Below are 18,903 nucleotides of genomic sequence, written 5' to 3'. Positions count from 1 at the left end.
TAATTACAAACTTCAATTAATAGTTTATATATAAAAGATATATCAAATTCTTATTTTGTACTATTTCATATTATATTTAAAATCTTCTTTAATCCTGTTTTGCATGTATTGTACACTCTATATAAAAAGGTTATTCCTTGCTGTTACTTTAAATAAGCATTTACAATTGTATCTAGCATAGGTATTTCTTATTGTACGATTAGTCATATTTATTCTTAATTCTGCAAAATAAAAAAGAAAATGGAGCGAAAGATGAGAAAACAATTTGATACACAATCAAACTTAAATACATTTATTGATTCAACAATCCTATGGACTTTTCAAAACCAAAATGCTATAAATACACTTTTGAATGAAGATAAGCTTATAGCCAATCCTATGTTTGTTAGTAAAGAAGATATCACAGCATATAAATACATTGTAAGACATATGAAACAGAATAGTATTAACTTTATTATAGATTTACCCATTTGGGCATGGCATTCATGCAATGGTTACCAAAAGAAGCCTACTTTTGAAACTGCAAGGGAATTACTATCAGATATTCAATTAGAGAAAGAAATATACCTCATCGAATTCACATGTCCTAATTTTTTATTTATGTTAACAAACTATAGCGGATGGTGCGACATTTATTTTAAACTTAGTGGCAATCCTAAAGCAAGTGTAACAAATGATGAAGAAAAATACTTATTTAACCTTTATCCTACCATTGAGGAAGAATGGGAATATCATAATATCCAAGCAACTCTACCCTACCTAAAAAAAGAATGGATTATACAAATAACAGAACTTAGTAAGATGAATGGATTTAACAAATAGTCACATTAAACTAATGCATTTAAAATAGCGCTTTTTATATGGTACCCTAAATACTATGATTTTGCATACGTGCAGCTTACTCATTTAGTTTTGGTCTAGTTTGTAAATATAAATTCAAATCCGGACTTGAACCGCTAATAATTACATCTCGAACAATTTTAGAAAGTACCATACTATATACTAATCCATTATCTCCATATGCATAGATAAAGTGACAATTTGGAAACTCTTCATACATTCCAATTATAGGTAAACCATCATGAGTACCACCATAAAAAGCACTTAAATAAAATTCAGGTTCAACTGTTATATTTGGAAAGAGCTTATTAAATTCATTTACTAATTTCTCTTTTTTATGAATTAATTTTGAATCTCTTTCTTGAGCAATGTTTGTATCTTCATCTAATCCACCTATAATAATCCTGTTATCTGCAGTAGTTCTCATATAAATATATGGTCTCGCAGTTTCCCAAATAAGAGTACGCTTATACCAAGAAGATAAATCTTCCACAGGATTAGTCACAATTGCATATGAGCTAATCAGTGTAGCGTTCTTCTCCTTTTTAAATTCCAAACCTTCATATCCTGCAGCCACAATTACTTTGTTGGCAGTAATAGAATTGCCCCCTTTTGTATAAAAAACAGCACATTCTTTCTCTAACTTTTTGCCAACAATCTCTGTATCTTCATAAATCTGAACTCCTTTATTAGAAGCTTGTTTTAATAAACTATGTGTAAATTTATAAGGATTTATTTCACCATCATTATACGTATAAATAGCTGCACGTTTTTTAAATGGATATCTCTGTCCAATTTGTTCCTCTGATAGCCAAGTCGCTTTAAAATCATGCTTATGTAAATAATACAGTTCTTTTTCTAATTTCTTTATATCCTCTTCATAACTTGCATAATATAAACTGTCACGTCGTTTAAAATCAGAGCAATAAGGCAAGTTTTGATCAGCATATTCAATATCATTAATAGCTTGTTCACATAATTTCATATGCTTAACTGCATACTCTTCTCCAAATGTATTTACAAGTTCAAAAAACATCTTATCTCCTAAATATTGAATAAGTGCTGTATTTGTAAGGTTACTTCCATGTCCTACCTTTCTTTTATCAACGATAACAATATTTAAATCTGATTCACTCAAATAGTATGCTGATTGAGCACCTGAACTTCCTGCTCCTATTATTAGTACGTCACATTTTATATCTTCGTCCAAACGAGGATACGAAGGTGTATTAGAAAAAGTTGTGTTCCAATAGAATTTCCCTTTCTGTAAATCCATTTTAAGTGCACCATCCTAAATAAAATAGTTATATCCCCATCTGTATCTCCAAATCATTCTAACTATATACTTCTTATCAAAATTATTCTTATATCATTTTAGTTTTTAACTGTTTTATTCTCATAACAAAAGAATCTCCATTCTTTTTCATAATAACCTTAAAATAAAGTGAAACTTTAATCAGCCCTCACCAATAGGGCTGCCCGTTAAAGCAGGATAAATCACAATATACACTTCTATTTTACGATTAACTTTATTATCACCTGCTAATCCGCATTTAAATTTTCATGCGAAAATTTATATATTTTTATTTTGTTATGTATTAAGTGTCTCGTATAAAACACATTAAAAATCCAAACAAAAAAAGCAAAAGATCTCCATTTATAGAAGATTTCTTTTGCTCTTTGTAAAGGACACAAGTCCAAATAAAAGTTGCTTATCTATCGATAACTTACACATAAGAATGCATTTGTTTCACTACTTTATTAGCAGAAACTTTAACAACCGTTTCTTTTTCACCCGTTCTATCAATTATGAAACCATGAACTTCAATATCAGAAGGTACTAATGGATGGTGACGAATCATATCTATACTCTTTTCAATATTTTCACTAACATTTTTTTGTCCACTCAGCCATTGATTAAGGCTACCACTTAAAAATTCAGGCATGCAATTTTTAAAGAGATAGTCTAATTCTATATTATCTTTTATGAAATCACGTTGAGTTTGTAGATTAACTGAAGACGTTTCTTTATCCTCTATTCCGACAACAAAAATTTCTTTAACATTTTCTTGATAAATAGCAATAATAATAGATCTCATTATATCTCCATAAGGATGTACAATTACAGAATCATAGCTGTGTATAGTCAACATGTTTTCTTGGTGAATGTTAGTTACTTGTTGGATACTAGGCTCTATTCCGTGTTCAATGTCTGTTAATAATAAAACTTTTTTATTCTTTGAATTCATATGGAGCACTCCTTCTTCATTATTGTATTTATGAAACTTTTAAGCTAGTAACAATAATAATTGTTACCAGTTTTTCCAGCGTCCCTCTGGATCAACACTTGCAAGTCTAACCCATCCATTTTGAACTTTTTCTCGAAATGTGAAATCATTATTTAACAAACGTTCTATATATTCAATAGGTGCTTGAATGACAATTAGTAAACGAAGTGGTGAATGATACGTCTCACTATCTGACTGCATAACAGATTGCCAAGGTAAGCCTGGCAACAGGTCACTAGCATTCCCTTGCATAACACCGAGACCCGCCGTTACGGTTTGGGTTGTTTTATTTCCACTACCATAATAATGAGGAGCTACAGTTGATGCGTAATATTGTAGATTTATCCACTGCGCAACTGTTCCTGGTCCTGCAATAATGTTAGCTAATATATCGCCACTTTCATCCTGTTTCCAATCATAATTATGAAGGAAAGCCCTACCTTCTAAGTCACAATCTTGAGTTAATTCACGCTGTCCGATAATAAAAGATGCATTACGAGCTAATCCCCATTCTGGACGTATTTCACTCCAATCTTCTGCAAATCGATGTGCCTCTTTACTAGGATTGTTTATTTCCGTTTTAAAATTAGGTAATTGCATTAAACGCTCTCTATTTGCATGTTGGCTCACATTTGGCATAATTGACTCAATACAATCAAATGCTTCTTGCGCAGTTTCCGAAAGTTCTGGGACGTAAATCCATTCCAATTCGTCCACTGTTGTTTTATGTTCAGCTGCTGCAAAAATGGTATCCTCAGGAATTTTAATGCCTTCAGCAGACAACGCCTCTCTTACTTCTGGAAGATTACATAAAGTAGCGAAAACTCTTGCATTGAATCCTCCTGCTGCTCCTCCACAAGCACCACACTCAAGTGCTGCAGCATAAGGATTGTTCGTACTTTGACTACTATGTCCGCACATTACAACTAAAGGAGCAAATTTTTCTGTCAGTCCCACCATTTTTAAAGCTTGACGCACATAGTTCACTTTTTCTTCTTTCGTAAAACCGATAGGTATCTCGCCCTTTGTGTCATGAACATGATTAAGCGAGAATGTTGTATCAGGTTTTTGTAACATAGTTTTACGAAGGTTACGAATGAAACCACCAACTCCTCTTGGGACAAAGCTTCTTGTCACCATCTGTAGACCAAGTAAAGGACCACTTAACTCAGGTAGCGCCATACTTGTCAGTACGTTCTGTTTCATCGTTTTAAATGTATAACGCACCGAACTGCCTACCCTCTTACGTTGCTCATAAGATTTAAATTCGTTTTCATCTGTGAGCTCTTTTATTTGATGCTTCGGTTTTAATATAACTGGCAAAGAAGGATGGCTGTCATTACTACCTAGTTCACTAGTCGCAATTGGTAATCCAAAGAAACCAGCTATTCCAAACGTTTCAAACGGACCTAGTTTTTCTAAGTGGCGACGAAACGGTTCTGAACGTACATCAATACAAAATGCTAATTGAGCTAATACATGCTTTTTATCATTAGTTACACGCTGTTTAGAAGAAATCTTCTCCCTTAATTGCTCTGCATGCGTCTGTTCCCAAGCTTCGAGCCAAAGTTTTCTGTGAATATTTTCATCAAAACGATATGCAAATGCTAACAATTCGCTTTGTTCAGCAGCAGGCATTTGTAACCATTCCCGTGTTGAAATATCTCCCCAATAGATCCAAGAAGCTATAAGCGGGACGAGTGCAACTTTTTTCTCAACCTTTTGATGTTTTAAAGGTAAATAAGGTTTTGCAATAGCCAGCTCCATAGAAATTCGAACTGCTAAATATTCTATTAGGAGTTCATGTTCCTGAATTGATTGTTGTGAGCGCCATCGTATCATTCCTGCCCATCCAGGCAAAGAAAGTAAGTGCCCTTCAAGGTAAGCTTGTATGTTAGATTCAGAAATTCCTAGTTCAGATAATGCTCTCGCTAAAGCTACTTGGGCATCTTGTGGCCAATCTTTTAAAACTTTACGCTCATTTTTACTGAGCGCTGGATCAAATTTAATAAGGTGTTGCCATGCACGATAAAAACCTTTCTCTCGATTTGGCATCGTCCAACTTGATCCGGAGTCATCAAGATATAATTTACACCATTTAATGATATGATAATTAAGAATATCAGATAGGTTTTCACTATTGTGATTCTCTATAAGCGAACTTATTGGCTGCATAACAGAGGCTTTCATACTCCCTGTATTTATATAACTCATTTCGTCTGCCAGTTTATTTAATTCTGGCGATGATAATAGACTAGAAGGTAATTTCTCTAACTTTAAAGCTGCTTGGCAAAATCGCTCTGCTTTCTCTCGCGGAATATGAAAAGATTGTGAATCCAGCCAACGAGACAAACTACTTTGTAAAAATGATTCCTCAATCTCACCTTTCGCTTTTGCCGAATGAATCATGGAGGCACTAGGATAAATATCCACATTACGAGCTTCTTTTAACCAATTTGCGACTTGTTCAAATGATTGCTTTTCAAGTCCCATCCAAGGGTGGTGAGCTGCAAACGTAGAGATAGGCCAAAGTGGTGCAATCACTCGGCTAGCAGATGCAACTAAATCATTTATATTATTTTCTTGCATATCAATGTTTGTATTTTTCTTTAATATTGACGTTATGCTCATCACGAATTACCTCCCTTTGATACATAATGTTTCAGATAGCTTGGGTGACTTTCTACTGACTTTCTTCTCGCCTCACCTACTCGAACTAACCAAAGATAAAGTACAGCGAATAAAGTAGAAGATTGATTACGAGTAACGAAAGTACTAATAGCACTACTAAATAGTAAAATACATATAACAAAGATAACGGCTGGAACTGAAGGTTGAACACTTTGATAAATGTCAGTATGCAACCATTTATAAAGAGAATTATGAACAGTAAAGTAAATGAGAGAAAATCCAATCAAAACAATTAAGCCAGCAATTCGTCCCATTCTTCCTTCTCCAAAAACAACAAGCTGTTTCCATGAAAAGTAAAGTGACCAGCCTAAGATTAACGCACTAACTAGTTGATATCCCTCTCCAGAAGTCATAAACCAGAAAGTAATTGCTATAAATAATCCTAAAACACGCCCGAATATAATCCATAAATTGGGCATTTTTTCATTAGACTGATTCACTACCCCAAAACGTTGCACTGAAGAACCAGCTTGTAAAAACAGTGTAGCTTTAAACAAACCATGTAAAATTAAATGAATAACAGCCGCTAAATAGGCGCCTAATGCACATTGAATAAGCATAAATCCCATTTGCGCAATAGTTGAACCTACTAGCTGACGTTTATAATCAACTTGGACTAAACTAATTCCTGTTCCGATTAAGACAGAAATACTAGAGAAAATAAGTAAAATGATTTGTGCAATATCATCATGAAAAAGAGGCGAAAATCTAGTTAACATGATACCACCAGCATTTACTAAACCCGCATGCATAATAGCAGAAACAGGAGTTGGAGCAACAGCAGACTCAATTAACCATCTTTGAAAAGGCCATTGTGCTGCTGGAATCATTACCGCTAATATAATTAATAAGTTAATTCCTGTTCCCTCCAATGTTCCATGTAGCGCTACATTTTCATTCGTTAAAACTGATGTTAATTGCCACTGTCCTGTTACTTGAAAAAGCCAAATGATAGCTGATAGCAACGCAATCCAACTTATTGTAAATAAATAGCCAGAGATTTTTGTTGCTTCGCTAACTACTTTCCACCCTTTATTTAGCCCTATGAGTAGAACCAATCCTATAAGCGTTGCTCCCCAAAAAATGAGCATTAAGCGAAAATCATCACTTAACCATGCAACCGAAGATACACCTGTAGTAAATGTAAAAAGTACAAAGTATTTTCGATATGAGCGGTCTCCCATTAAGTAACGTACAGAAAAACGCTGAATGATTAAACCAATTGTAAGAACAAAGAAAGCCATTAACCAAGCTAAAGTATCTAGATGCCAAGGCCCTACAACTCTATCTCCATTGTTATTAACAAGTGCGAGTAAAGAAATCAATGAAGGCAAAGCAGCGATACCAATATGGATATGAACAAAACGTAAAGGCATCCTTGCATTTAAAAACAATAATCCACTTAGCCAAGAAGCACTAAGCGCCATAAAAAATAATGTTAACAGTGTTGATGAACTCAGCGAAATTAACATATTAAATACTCCCTTCTAAGCGAAAATAACCTATAAAAATTCCTTTTAATTAAGATAATTTTTTAAATTTCAATTTTCATTCACTCTTTTTAGTGCATCGTTTTTTCCCATAAAAAAACCGACAACTTCCATAATTCAATGATTTTATATCATCATTGAATTATGGAGATTGTCGGTTTCACTTCAACTAACTTCAATAAAGTTTTTTGAAGAGCTCCCATTTTATAGAGGATAGTAATGTATGTATTACTCCTATTAAAAATAACAGTATATCTCTGATCTCCTAGATTATGCAATCAATATATCAATTTATGTTATGCGCTATCTTTTAATTAAGAAACTTTTTCATTTAGTCAATATTACATATTAAAAAAATGCTAAAGCCTTAATTATAGCAAACAGTTAAAATAAGCATCTATTAATTTTTTAAAACAATTATAAGATAAACTATATTAAGCAGTTTGTCAATTTATTTATTAATTTTTTAGAGTAATTCGAGTTAAGCTTTATTACATTTAAATAACTTAATTTTTATTATTAGCATGTTAATAAAGTTAAATAAAGCGCAAAACTTGTAGACTTCTGAATCCTCCCGCTACATTTTCAGTTTATTTCCCCCTAATCTTAAGCTGTTTTTTATTTTTAAAACTTTTCCTCAAGATTATTAAACAATTTAAAAATCATTACTCGTTCACCTGTACGGGAGCTTATATCCGTATGAAAGCTTTTCACTTTTTCTCCAGTTAATTCTAGAATAATCTCTTTCAAATCTTCAATTCCAGATTCAACTAGCTCCGAACGATTTTTCTTTATCGTTAGCATACCGTCTTTTGTTTCGCAAACAGTATATTCAGCCGGCGTTAAAATACCTTGTAAATTTACGATAATCATATCCCGCAATATATCTGTCTTAACGGATATAGATCCGCGTCCTAGGTAGTCCTTTTCCCAGTGAGTAATTGCTTTGCTTATCTCTGATTCAATCGAGCCTTTTGAGTTTTTCATCTATGTATCCTCCTTCAATAAAATGTAATTACATTTATAATTACAATAACAATATAATAATCTGGATTGATTTTATTTTCAATTATTGAGAAGAATTTATACGAATCGTTGTCATGTATCCTTTAGTATTAAAGTGAATTTTTATATTGCGATATGCGTTTTTTGATTATCCCCAACAAGATACTCTTACTATAAAGGCTCTGTTGCATAGATTTCTAAAAAAGACATTCCGAAGAAAATAAGGAAACTCTTGTAACGTAATATACAAACAAAAAACCCTACACTTATGAGTAGGATTTTTCTCTTTTTATATTATTCAAAAACCTAAAAGTATACCTGCCCTCCAAACATATTACCGATTGGGTTTATGCATATTTCCTTCGAATTTTGCCAACCACCAATAACAGTAAAGGAATCCCTAGCTCATAAATGGGTAATGCAATTGGAATTACGAAAAATATGTAGTAATAATGGGTAAATGTCTGGATATTTTTAACTGACACAGCTATGATAAACGAAATAGGAGCAAGAACTAACGCTACTTTTCGCCAATCCTTCAAATGAAATATTTGTGCTGTTCCATAACAAGCGATAAACATGTATAACGCCAATTTCACAAAAATACTAAAAAACCAAATAATAACTATCAAAATATCCACATTTTGAATGAACTCCATGACAGATATGTATCGGCTCAAATCGTAAACCGGATACAAAAAACTTGAAGATAAATTCGGACCGAATGTTAAAATGACCGCTAATGTTCCGAGTGTTACCATGAAAACGGCTAATCCTACCCCCAACATCGCCCTTGATGACGCTTGCTCTGGTTTATCCATAAAAAAAACGAACATCATCATCATAACAGCCTCTCCAAAAAATGCGGCTACAGGGGTATAGGAACCTTTAAGGATGGGAAGCCAGCCAGAATCGTGATAAATAGGCCGCATATAATCCCAATTCATATTGCCAACATTCAAAATGATTACAAACGTTATCATTAAAAGTACAATTGGCCCTATGATTTCACTTAAACGTCCAATACCTTCCACCCCTCCTTGGTAAATGATAAAAATGAGCAATAACATCGCAGTAAAGACAATGACCCACAAAGGTGTATTATGAAACAAAGCGATAATAATGAATTCACCAAATTCACGGACGGTTATCCAAATTATCATGTACCACCCAAAGAAGTAAGGAATCATCAGTAGCTTTCCTAGCCATTTACCAAGAATAGTTTGACTAAATTCAATGAGAGTTTGTTTCGGATAAAGCGAACCAAGTGTAGTTGCCAAAAAAGTAAGAGCAACCCCTATCACTCCTGCAATCAAAATCGAGATCCACGCATCTTGTTTGACAGTACGAATCGTCGCTGGAATAACTAGAAGGAGTGATTGTCCCACTTCAAATGTGAACATCATCCAAAAGATTTGCCTGCCAGAGATTTTCATCGAATTTCTCACACTCTATATTCCTCCTTATTTTTTCATTTCATTTTTCTTCAACTGCAACGGTGGTCCAGTCAGTCCTACTCGCCGAATAGTAAGCTTTGTATGAACAGAAACCTCCACTTTTCGAAATTGTTTACTCCAATTCTTTTTTAACCCTTTCCATTCGGATGGATATTTTTGATGAATGGCTTCTCCAAATCCAAAGATATCGGTTCCGTATTGTTTTTGAACCTTTTTAATAGTTTGGAGAGCTTCCTTATCGGACTGTTTTTCCAATACATGTTCTAAAAGAGTAAGATTTTTTGGCTTCGAAAGATCTAAATTCGTATTGTTCTCCTGAATTGTTCCTTCACCAGAAAAGACAATGTCACACTTAATTGTGTCCCCTTGTATAGTAGGTATGATTTTTCTATTGATCTTTGTCATATATAAACTTGCACTACCATTTCCTTTAGAGGCCGTTGCTGTAACTGTCTGTTTACTTAAACGATTCACTATCCAAAGAGTAGTTAACCATTCCTGCATGTTCAAGTATCCTACCAATTTGAAATCGTTGTTAAATATAGCACCGCCTACAATTTGAAACCCTTTGACCACGGTTTTACCTTTTTTAGGAGACACATTTAGTTTAATAACGGGCAAAATCGGGGTGATTCCATCACTCGTACCAGCAATAAGAAAATTTAACAAAGACATATCTCCCGCTGCCTCTATTTGCATATGCTCTTTAAGTGCCCCAAGTGCCGGAATAGACTCTAAAGGGATGGATGCTTTCAGAAAATCTTTTGCAGTATTCCCTTTTATGACGAACACACCTACTCGTAATCGAATATCAGGATCGCGGCTATATGCATCTAAAACTGGAGCAAGACCACTTTTAGCCATTTTTTCTCCAATCAATATTACACGCTGGTGCCCTCGAAAAATTTCTCTCGACATTTTTGTTTGCATCATTTGTATAGCTTCATGTGTATCCTTTCCCGTTCCCGATTCTGTAAAAAACGCTTTTCCTGCATTACTTCTTCCGCTCTGTCCCATTCCCATTTTTGATGGAATAATAAACTGAGCACTAATTTCAATCTTATTGTTCTTCGCTTGATCAAGTCCCCATCCTAATTCTATTGCCAAATCATTTAATTCTGTCCGATCCCAACATCCCGTCAAGAAGCATAAAGAAATGACCAGTATCATACAGAGTGCCTTGTGCAGGCTCATTCTGTTTCCCCTCCCCGTTTCTCATCTGGCTTTTGTCCACCTGGAAAACGGACTTTCTCTTCACCAGATACCATTATTGGGCGGTGGGTCATATTCCAACGAGGTGTTCGGAGAAAAACATCCTTTAAATCACGAGGAGTCTGAGGTGCAACTGGACTTAAATACGGAATGCCAAAAGAACGAATGTTAGTTAAATGAATCAAAATCGCAAGGGTACTTATTGCAACACCGTATAGCCCGAGCATTCCTGCCAATAACAGCATAGGAAAGCGTAACATCCGGTAAGCCGTTCCTAAGTTGTAGCGTGGGAACGCAAATGACGCAATACCGGTCGTCGCCACAACAATGACCAAAGGTGCCGAAATAATACCTGCTTGCACAGCAGCTTGCCCGATAACAAGTGCTCCAACAATACTAACTGCGGATCCAACAGGTTTTGGTAACCGAACCCCCGCTTCCCTCAAACCTTCAAATAAAAACTCCATCATTAGCGCTTCTATGACAGCCGGGAAAGGAATGCCTTCTCTCGCAGCTGCAATACTAATAAGCAAATTTGTCGGAATTAATTTAGGATGAAAGGTTGTAATAGCAACATAGAGAGAGGGAAGAAATAATGAAATATTAATTAATATTAAACGTATCCATCGAACAAAAGTTGTGTAGATGGAGCGTTCATAATAATCCTCCGCTGCTTGCAGACCTGTCCAAAATGTCATAGGAACAATCAAAACGAAAGGTGTGTTATCGACTAAAATAGCGACTTTTCCCTCTAATAAACTTGCACAAACCGCATCTGGCCGCTCAGTATTTTGAATTTGTGGAAAGGGCGAAAAGGGTTGGTCCTCAATAAACTCTTCAATGAAAGCTGACTCCAACACTCCATCAATTTGAATTCGCTTTACCCTTTGGCGAACTTCATCCAAAACCAAATCAGGTGCAATGCCCTCAATATAGGCAATTACCACATCTGTCTGTGACAATTCCCCAATCGAATAAGGTTCCATTTTTAGTTTTTGGCTTCGAATTCTTCGGCGAATCAGGCTCGTATTGACCCTTATCGTTTCCGTAAACCCGTCCCGAGGGCCACGAACAGAGATCTCGGCAGCCGGCTCTTCAATACCTCGTTTTTCAAAACCTTTTAAATCAGCGACTAGAGCTTGACTCTCTCTTTCTGTTAAAATAACGATATTCGCTTTCAATACCGCTTCTATAACCTCACGAACTTTTGAAATTGTCTTTACTTGAGAAACCGCAATTAGCTGATTTTGTATAATTTCTCCTACCGAATCCACACTCTTTACTCCACTAGGCAGACCTTCGAACATCATTGGTTTCAAAACAACTTGTTCCACAACTTTAGTGTCAACTAATCCATCTATATAAATAAAAAGAATTTTATTTTGACTATCTATGATTATTGGACGAAAAACAATATCGGAACAATTTTCAAAAACTTGTCTCAAAACTTCTTCATTCGCAGATACACTCTGCTTGAGTTCGCACTCTTGATCATTTTGGAGTAGCATACTTGCACTCTCAAGTTCCTGAATATCTTTTCTCAAACGCTTTCTACTAAGTTTTTTCATCATACTACCCCATTTATCGAATGGTTTATGTTTTTATACTTGAACTTTAGTGTTAGGATTTCTTGACAGAAACGCTTTAGAAACCGTTCCACTATAATGTTTTGGGTAAGTAATCATTTATCTAGAAAACAAAAGGAAAATATCTCCTCTATATCCTTCTTAAAATCTCCTTACACATGAAAATTATTCAATTTTTTCTATAAGTTAGTTATTTTAAAATGAGGTATCCATAAAGTAACTTGTAACTGATGCTTTGTTAAATTGGTAATAATGAGGTTATAGAAACAAGCAAAAAAAGCATGTCCTGAAGAAAGATGAATCAGAACATGCTCTTAATTTATTTATTTGATACTATAGACGTTGATCTTTCTGGAAATTTAGTTGAAAATGATCCGCTTCATTGTATACCCCGAATTCATACCCTTTTTCCTTATAAAATTTAATAATTTCCGGAAGCGCTTATAATGTCTGTGGTTTTTCATGCATTAGAACTACTTCCACATCTTCTGTTGTTGTACGCTTTACATTTTCTATAATTTGCTGTGGATTACCTTTTAGCTTCCAATCATTTGAATCTATTGTCCAATCCCAAACTTTTATTGCTGCTTCTACAATTTGATTACGAATTTCCTCACCCTTTAATCCCGGTGCAGATCCATATGGCGGACGAACTAGTTTAGGAGTTGTACCCGTAATATTATGGATCAGAGCTAACGTTTCTTTCATCTCCGGTACAAATTGTCCCTTTTTGTATAGCTTATCACTATTATGTGTCATACTATGAGCACCAATATAATGTCCTTCTTTTACCGCTCTTTTTACATTTTCCTGAAAACCTGTATTTTGTAAATTGCTACCTTGCATAAAAAATGTCGAGGCAACATTTTGTTCTTTTAGTACATCTAAAAATTTCCCAGTTAATTCACTAGGACCGTCATCGAATGTTAAATAAACAACCTTTCCTACCGGTTTTCCATCAGGTCTTTTCTGTTTTGCCAGTGATGTGTCCTCTTTCTTTTTTTGTTGTTGCGTATTAGCTAGCTTAATACTTTCATTAGCTACTCCTTTCGCTGGAATAGAGTTCCATTTTCCTATTAAAAAGAACGTGAAAAAGGTCGTTGCTAAAACAACTCCTAGAGATAGTATTGCCTTAGTTCCTACATTTGTTTTTTTCTTATTTTGTGATTCTTTCATTATGTTTCGATCCTTTCCCTACTAATTTTCATATTCATTATTTATACAGCTAAGCATTAACTCCAGTTGATATTTACAATAAGTAGATTAATAGAGGAAGGTGAAGATAAAATGCAGATAATGTCGAAATTAGTTAAAGAATAACTTATTGCATCCACTCTTTAGAAAAATATTGTTTTCTCTAATACAGTTAAATTTGAACACTGGATATACATCCAAAATAAAAAATACTACTCTTTCTAAACAAAATTTTTATATCAAGATAATAGCATGCTGTTATAAAGATAAAATACTGAGTTAGCCATACTATTGAAATTCTATTATAATTTTGTAATTGGAATTAATTTGAATCAAATAAAGAACTAGAAGAAATATTATTATGTGGAGGTGCTCCGATGAATCTTTTAATTAGAGAGTTAGAAAAAAATGATTTAGACAATTTCCCGAAGATCGATGACAGTTTTATAGTGAATGCTCGGTTAATTCTTTCTCTTTCCAAAGTAAATAGACGTATAGAATATACAGTAGAAGACGTTCCGAGTTATGAAAAAAGTTATTTACAAAATCAAGATGATAATGAAGAACTGGCTTACAATGAATATATAAATAAACCTAATCAAGTAATTTACATAGCACTGTTACATAACCAAATCATCGGATTAATAGTATTGAAAAAGAATTGGAACCACTATGCTTACATAGAAGATATAACAGTGGATAAAAAATATCGTTCACTCGGAGTTGGTAAAAGATTAGTTGATCAAGCAAAGCAGTGGGCAAAAAAAGGCAATATGCCAGGTATCATGCTTGAAACGCAAAATAATAATGTCACAGCATGTAAATTTTATGAAAAATGTGGATTTGTAATTGGTGGGTTTGATTTTCTTGTTTATAAAGGTTTGGATATTGAAAATGATGAAGTTGCAATTTATTGGTATTTTCATTTCAAATAAAACTGTTTTTAACATTAAACAAAGTCAAAATAAAAACCCCAATCTCTCTATATTAAAATTGAGAAATTGGGGTTAAGCTATTTAACAATATTTTTCATTTAAAACAAATAACTAATTAATAATCCTGCTGATAATAAGAAGCCAAAAATCGTATTTGTCATCGCTGTTGATTTCATTGCGATGCGCATATACCCAGGATCCTTTGCTCCTTTTTGGAAACTTTGAATCGCAGAAATTGGCTTTCTCAAACCTAGGAACATAACTAATGCCCAAGGGCTTATATAACCCATTAATACAATTACGGCAATCCATAAATATGCAATGAAAAAGGCTACCGCTAGTGTTACTACAGCTTTCTCTCTCCCAAGGAGGATTACTAATGTCTTTCTTCCACCTTTAATATCTTCTTCGATATCTCGGATGTTATTCGACATATTGATTGCACCTACTAAAATTCCAATTGGAATGGAAATCAATACACTTTCAATCGTTACAGTATTCGTTTGAATAAAGAAAGCAATGAGTACAAAACATGTCCCCATTAACAATCCAGAAACTAATTCTCCAAACGGGGTGTACGCAATTGGTAATGGACCGCCTGTATATAAATAGCCAACTGCCATCCCAATTAAACCAATGACAACTAACCACCAGCTGCTATTCATACAAATATAAATGCCAATAAAAGCTGCTACTACATATAATAAAAGCGCAACTGTTAACACATTTTTTGGTTTCAATCCATGACGGACAATTCCGCCACCGATGCCAACGGATTCAGCAGTGTCTAGTCCACGTTTAAAATCATAGTACTCATTAAATAAGTTCGTTGCTATTTGCAGCGCTAAACATGCAAGCATCATCGCAATAAATAAAAGCCAATCAATTTCGGCAACATAAAGTGATGCCACTGTCCCTAAAATTACAGGTGAAAACGTCGCCGTTAATGTATGTGGGCGCGTCATCTTCCATATTAATTTAGCGGAACTAATTTCTTTTTCATTCCCCATAACTCTGTTCAATCTCCCTACATTTTTAGTATAAATTACTAGCAGTATCTTTCTATCTATTTCCTGCTTCGCATCCATTCATTATATCAATAAATGATTATCCTTTCTAACAAATCTACTTTTAATAAAGTAAAAATTATAAAATGAAACTTTAATTATTAGAAGTTTTGTCACCCCCACTGATTATTAGTACATATTCATTGGGATTTTACGGGCAGCCCTCCCTCCCATTCGCTGAATTTTTAAGGAGGGGATCTTATCCGCCCGCAAATATTGGGATAAATAAAAGAGCCAACTCATATGAGCTAGCTCTTTCATCTCTTATTTTATAAAAATTCAATAGTTACGCTACATTGAAAAACAGATAGATCCTACTTTTTTAGCCCATTAATAATGGTATCTATATTCCATTTCATCATTTTTAAGTAAGTATCTCCATCCTCACCTAATTTACCTAGTGAGTCTGTAAAAATTGTCCCTGCAATTGGCACGTTTGTTTCTTTTGAAACAGTTTCCATACTACGTCGATCTACACTTGTTTCAACAAATAAAGCTGGCACTTTGTTTGTTTGAATTAAACTTACAACATCTCTAATTTGATCTGGCGTACCTTGATTCTCTGAGTTAATTTCCCAAATGTATCCCGTCTTAATGTCATATGCTTTTCCAAAGTATTTAAAAGCACCTTCGCTAGAGATTAAGAAACGTTTTTCTTCAGGAATTTGATGAATTCTGTTTACTGTCTCATCGTGTAACTTTTGAAGTTCTGCTACATACTCATCAGCATTTTTAGTATAGAACTCTTTATTTTTAGGATCTTCTTTAATTAATGCCTGCTTCACATTTTCAGCGTATAAAATACCATTTTTAATATTCATCCAAGCATGTGGGTCTGGTTCTTTTTCTAATCCTTTTGTTTCTAAGTAAATAGCTTCTACACCTTCACTTACTTTATAAACCGGTGCATCTTTCTCTGATTTATTTGCCGTTTTTAATAGCTTTTTAAACCATGCTCCGCCCTCTTCTAAGTTTAGCCCATTGTAAAACACCATATCTGCATCTGTCATTTTCATAACATCTTTCGGTAGTGGATCATATTCATGTGGATTAGCTCCAATTGGAACAAGACTATGAATCTCAACTTTATCTCCACCAATTTGCTTCACCATATCGTATATAATGGAGTATGTTGTTACAACTTTTAATTTTCCACTACCCTCTTCTTTCCCATTTGTGTTACTAGAACACGCTGTTAACGCAAATACGAAAATACAAATTACCGATAATAAAATATTTTTTAATTTCATCATTATCCTCCAATCAATTATGACAACTCTGCTCTATTTTTTCTAATTTTAATAGCTCTCCAAAACAAACCTTGTGACGGTGAGAACAAGAATGTTGCAACGAGAACGATTGTTGCACCTGAAGCAAGATTATACGAGAAACTAAAATACAGCCCTACTACAGATGAAAGTGCACCAATTCCTGCCGCTAAATAAATCATGACCCATAAACGATTTGTTAATAAATACGCTGTAGCCGCTGGTGTAATAAGCATGGCAACAACTAGAATAATTCCAACAGTTTGAAGTGAAGCTACTGTAACCATTGTAAGGAGAATCATTAAGCCATAATGAATCCATTTATTCGGTAATCCATAGCTTTGCGCCATCGTTGGATCAAACGTGGATACGAGTAATTCTTTGTAAAACAACATTACAAGACCAATAATGACCACTCCAATAATCAGTGTCATCCACATATCAGAAGAACGAACGGATAAGACATTCCCGAATAAAATATGATACAAATCAGAACTACTCTTCATAAAGGTAATTAAAATAATCCCTACAGCGAAAACAGATGTAAACATAATTCCTATCGCCATATCATGTTTAATACGACTATTTTGACTTACAAATCCGATTCCTACTGCAGTAATAACACCTGTTAAAACCGCTCCTATAAAATAGTTCATTCCAATCATATAAGAAAGCGCTACTCCTGGAAGAACAGCATGTGAAATGGCATCACCCATTAATGCCATACCTCGTAAAATAATAAAACAGCCAATTACGCCGCAAATAACGCCTACCATAACGGAAGTTAATAACGCCTTCTGCAGAAAACTATACTGCGTTAATGCATCTATAAATTCTACAATCTTCATGATGAATGTACCTCCGCTGCATTATTAAACAATATTCCTTGATTCACATACGCTTTTGACATAACAGTTGGTTCTAATACTTGGCGTACTTCTCCGTAATGAATTAAGCTTTTATTCATTAATAGTAATTTATCAAAATACGATTCTGCTTTACTTAAATCATGATGGACAACGACAATCGTTTTTCCTTCTTTACGTAGTTCCCTAAGAATTTTAATGATTGTCTCTTCACTTGTTACATCAATTCCGACAAACGGCTCATCTAAGAAGAATATTTCTGCCTTTTGCGCTAAAGCTCTCGCCAAAAAGACACGTTGTTGTTGTCCACCTGACAACTCACCGATTTGGCGATTTTTAAACTCTTCCATTCCGACTTTTTTTAAGCAATCAAACGCCCAATCCCGATGCTCTTTCTTCGGTCTTTTCATCATACCTAAAGATGGATACGTTCCAATTAGCACGACATCTAAAACTGTAATCGGAAAGTCCCAATCTATATCACTTCTTTGCGGTACATATGCAACACTCTTTCTAACGCTTCGAATATCCTCTCCAAGGATTTGGACATATCCCTTATCATTTGGAATTAAATCTAATACAGCTTTCATTAAAGTAGATTTCCCCGCTCCATTTGGACCAATAATTCCAACGAGCTTCCCTTTCTCAATATCGAAGGAGACATTTTGAACTACTTGATTCCCTTGATACGATACAAACAAATCTTTAACAATTATAGCCTCATCCATTTTTTATGCATTCCCCTTTCTTTTTTTCGTATATATAATTATTTTGCGTAAAGGCAACTTTTAAGCAAAAAAATATAAAGCGAATGTAAATCCATGTTTAAGTTTCCTTAAGGAAACTTTTTTATATGAGTCAAATTATATAAGTTGTACGCAAATTTGTAAACTAAATTTTACTAATTTATAAATATATAATGAAAATAATTATCAATGTGGAACAAAATATATTATCTATTTTATGATTTTTTGAAAAAGATATTACTGTGAAAAATAAGCAAT

14 protein-coding genes and 1 pseudogene are annotated in these 18,903 nt (G+C 34.2%); 2 read left to right on the top strand and 13 right to left on the bottom strand.

What is annotated here, in order from left to right:
- The first annotated feature begins 252 nt into the window (after window positions 1–252).
- Window positions 253–822, top strand: a complete 570-nt coding sequence (locus CGQ22_RS21435) for a DUF3841 domain-containing protein (protein WP_001231208.1) — start codon at window positions 253–255, stop codon at window positions 820–822.
- A 76-nt stretch (window positions 823–898) separates the two neighbouring features.
- On the opposite strand, the gene CGQ22_RS21430 is transcribed toward CGQ22_RS21435, so the two are convergent.
- The 9 genes and pseudogenes from CGQ22_RS21430 to CGQ22_RS21390 form a co-directional block, all read right to left on the bottom strand.
- Complete coding sequence (locus CGQ22_RS21430; RefSeq protein WP_000365626.1) at window positions 899–2,116, bottom strand: NAD(P)/FAD-dependent oxidoreductase; 1,218 nt, start codon at window positions 2,114–2,116, stop codon at window positions 899–901.
- 451 nt (window positions 2,117–2,567) lie between these two features.
- On the bottom strand, window positions 2,568–3,089 hold the full coding sequence (locus CGQ22_RS21425; protein WP_001086240.1) for a carbonic anhydrase: 522 nt from the start codon (window positions 3,087–3,089) through the stop codon (window positions 2,568–2,570).
- Window positions 3,090–3,152: 63 nt separating this feature from the next.
- A complete protein-coding gene (locus tag CGQ22_RS21420) occupies window positions 3,153–5,759 on the bottom strand; it encodes a DUF2309 domain-containing protein (protein ID WP_089149278.1) in 2,607 nt (868 codons plus the stop codon).
- A complete protein-coding gene (locus CGQ22_RS21415) occupies window positions 5,759–7,291 on the bottom strand; it encodes an NADH dehydrogenase subunit 5 (RefSeq protein ID WP_000908946.1) in 1,533 nt (510 codons plus the stop codon). Before CGQ22_RS21415 ends, CGQ22_RS21420 begins: the two co-directional genes overlap by 1 nt.
- Before the next feature lie 642 nt (window positions 7,292–7,933).
- Complete coding sequence (locus CGQ22_RS21410) at window positions 7,934–8,296, bottom strand: Na-translocating system protein MpsC family protein (protein ID WP_000798164.1); 363 nt, start codon at window positions 8,294–8,296, stop codon at window positions 7,934–7,936.
- Window positions 8,297–8,661: 365 nt separating this feature from the next.
- Window positions 8,662–9,750: a GerAB/ArcD/ProY family transporter gene (locus CGQ22_RS21405; RefSeq protein ID WP_089149286.1), complete on the bottom strand. Its 1,089-nt coding sequence runs from the start codon at window positions 9,748–9,750 to the stop codon at window positions 8,662–8,664.
- A gap of 27 nt (window positions 9,751–9,777) precedes the next feature.
- Window positions 9,778–10,965: a Ger(x)C family spore germination protein gene (locus CGQ22_RS21400; protein ID WP_000052108.1), complete on the bottom strand. Its 1,188-nt coding sequence runs from the start codon at window positions 10,963–10,965 to the stop codon at window positions 9,778–9,780.
- The gene (locus tag CGQ22_RS21395) at window positions 10,962–12,554 is read right to left on the bottom strand and encodes a spore germination protein (protein WP_003301784.1); all 1,593 of its coding nucleotides are present in this window, start codon (window positions 12,552–12,554) and stop codon (window positions 10,962–10,964) included. The genes CGQ22_RS21400 and CGQ22_RS21395 overlap by 4 nt, the downstream gene beginning before the upstream one ends.
- Window positions 12,555–12,902: 348 nt before the next feature.
- Window positions 12,903–13,745: pseudogene (locus CGQ22_RS21390) on the bottom strand (polysaccharide deacetylase family protein).
- Window positions 13,746–14,140: 395 nt separating this feature from the next.
- On the opposite strand from CGQ22_RS21390, the gene satA reads away from it, so the two are divergent.
- Window positions 14,141–14,698 carry a streptothricin N-acetyltransferase SatA gene (gene satA, locus CGQ22_RS21385; RefSeq protein ID WP_001050463.1) on the top strand — a complete coding sequence of 186 codons (558 nt, stop codon included), beginning with the start codon at window positions 14,141–14,143 and terminating at the stop codon, window positions 14,696–14,698.
- A 98-nt stretch (window positions 14,699–14,796) separates the two neighbouring features.
- Here satA and menA read toward each other — a convergent pair whose 3' ends face one another.
- From menA to CGQ22_RS21365, 4 genes are all read right to left on the bottom strand, one after another.
- Window positions 14,797–15,708: a 1,4-dihydroxy-2-naphthoate polyprenyltransferase gene (gene menA / locus CGQ22_RS21380; RefSeq protein WP_000526083.1), complete on the bottom strand. Its 912-nt coding sequence runs from the start codon at window positions 15,706–15,708 to the stop codon at window positions 14,797–14,799.
- Window positions 15,709–16,079: 371 nt separating this feature from the next.
- Window positions 16,080–17,015: a manganese ABC transporter substrate-binding protein/adhesin MntA gene (gene mntA, locus CGQ22_RS21375; RefSeq protein ID WP_089149277.1), complete on the bottom strand. Its 936-nt coding sequence runs from the start codon at window positions 17,013–17,015 to the stop codon at window positions 16,080–16,082.
- Window positions 17,016–17,032: 17 nt separating this feature from the next.
- On the bottom strand, window positions 17,033–17,881 hold the full coding sequence (locus tag CGQ22_RS21370) for a metal ABC transporter permease (RefSeq protein ID WP_089149276.1): 849 nt from the start codon (window positions 17,879–17,881) through the stop codon (window positions 17,033–17,035).
- A complete protein-coding gene (locus CGQ22_RS21365) occupies window positions 17,878–18,627 on the bottom strand; it encodes a metal ABC transporter ATP-binding protein (RefSeq protein ID WP_074594182.1) in 750 nt (249 codons plus the stop codon). Before CGQ22_RS21365 ends, CGQ22_RS21370 begins: the two co-directional genes overlap by 4 nt.
- Window positions 18,628–18,903 lie beyond the last annotated feature (276 nt).

The organism is Bacillus sp. M13(2017) (assembly GCF_002218325.1).
GTDB classification, from domain to species: Bacteria; Bacillota; Bacilli; order Bacillales; family Bacillaceae_G; genus Bacillus_A; species Bacillus_A thuringiensis_K.
Note: the sequence above shows the minus strand (reverse complement) of the source record. Positions and strands in the feature narration are given on the sequence as shown.

What these genes read in the sequence shown, in the direction of transcription:
- CGQ22_RS21415 (WP_000908946.1), bottom strand. Translation starts at nt 7,291, where the DNA reads ATGTTAATTTCGCTGAGTTCATCAACACTGTTAACATTATTTTTTATG.
- CGQ22_RS21420 (WP_089149278.1), bottom strand. Translation starts at nt 5,759, where the DNA reads ATGAGCATAACGTCAATATTAAAGAAAAATACAAACATTGATATGCAA.
- CGQ22_RS21410 (WP_000798164.1), bottom strand. Translation starts at nt 8,296, where the DNA reads ATGAAAAACTCAAAAGGCTCGATTGAATCAGAGATAAGCAAAGCAATT.
- CGQ22_RS21365 (WP_074594182.1), bottom strand. Translation starts at nt 18,627, where the DNA reads ATGGATGAGGCTATAATTGTTAAAGATTTGTTTGTATCGTATCAAGGG.
- CGQ22_RS21435 (WP_001231208.1), top strand. Translation starts at nt 253, where the DNA reads ATGAGAAAACAATTTGATACACAATCAAACTTAAATACATTTATTGAT.
- CGQ22_RS21370 (WP_089149276.1), bottom strand. Translation starts at nt 17,881, where the DNA reads ATGAAGATTGTAGAATTTATAGATGCATTAACGCAGTATAGTTTTCTG.
- CGQ22_RS21400 (WP_000052108.1), bottom strand. Translation starts at nt 10,965, where the DNA reads ATGAGCCTGCACAAGGCACTCTGTATGATACTGGTCATTTCTTTATGC.
- CGQ22_RS21395 (WP_003301784.1), bottom strand. Translation starts at nt 12,554, where the DNA reads ATGATGAAAAAACTTAGTAGAAAGCGTTTGAGAAAAGATATTCAGGAA.
- mntA (WP_089149277.1), bottom strand. Translation starts at nt 17,015, where the DNA reads ATGAAATTAAAAAATATTTTATTATCGGTAATTTGTATTTTCGTATTT.
- satA (WP_001050463.1), top strand. Translation starts at nt 14,141, where the DNA reads ATGAATCTTTTAATTAGAGAGTTAGAAAAAAATGATTTAGACAATTTC.
- CGQ22_RS21425 (WP_001086240.1), bottom strand. Translation starts at nt 3,089, where the DNA reads ATGAATTCAAAGAATAAAAAAGTTTTATTATTAACAGACATTGAACAC.
- CGQ22_RS21405 (WP_089149286.1), bottom strand. Translation starts at nt 9,750, where the DNA reads ATGAAAATCTCTGGCAGGCAAATCTTTTGGATGATGTTCACATTTGAA.
- CGQ22_RS21430 (WP_000365626.1), bottom strand. Translation starts at nt 2,116, where the DNA reads ATGGATTTACAGAAAGGGAAATTCTATTGGAACACAACTTTTTCTAAT.
- menA (WP_000526083.1), bottom strand. Translation starts at nt 15,708, where the DNA reads ATGGGGAATGAAAAAGAAATTAGTTCCGCTAAATTAATATGGAAGATG.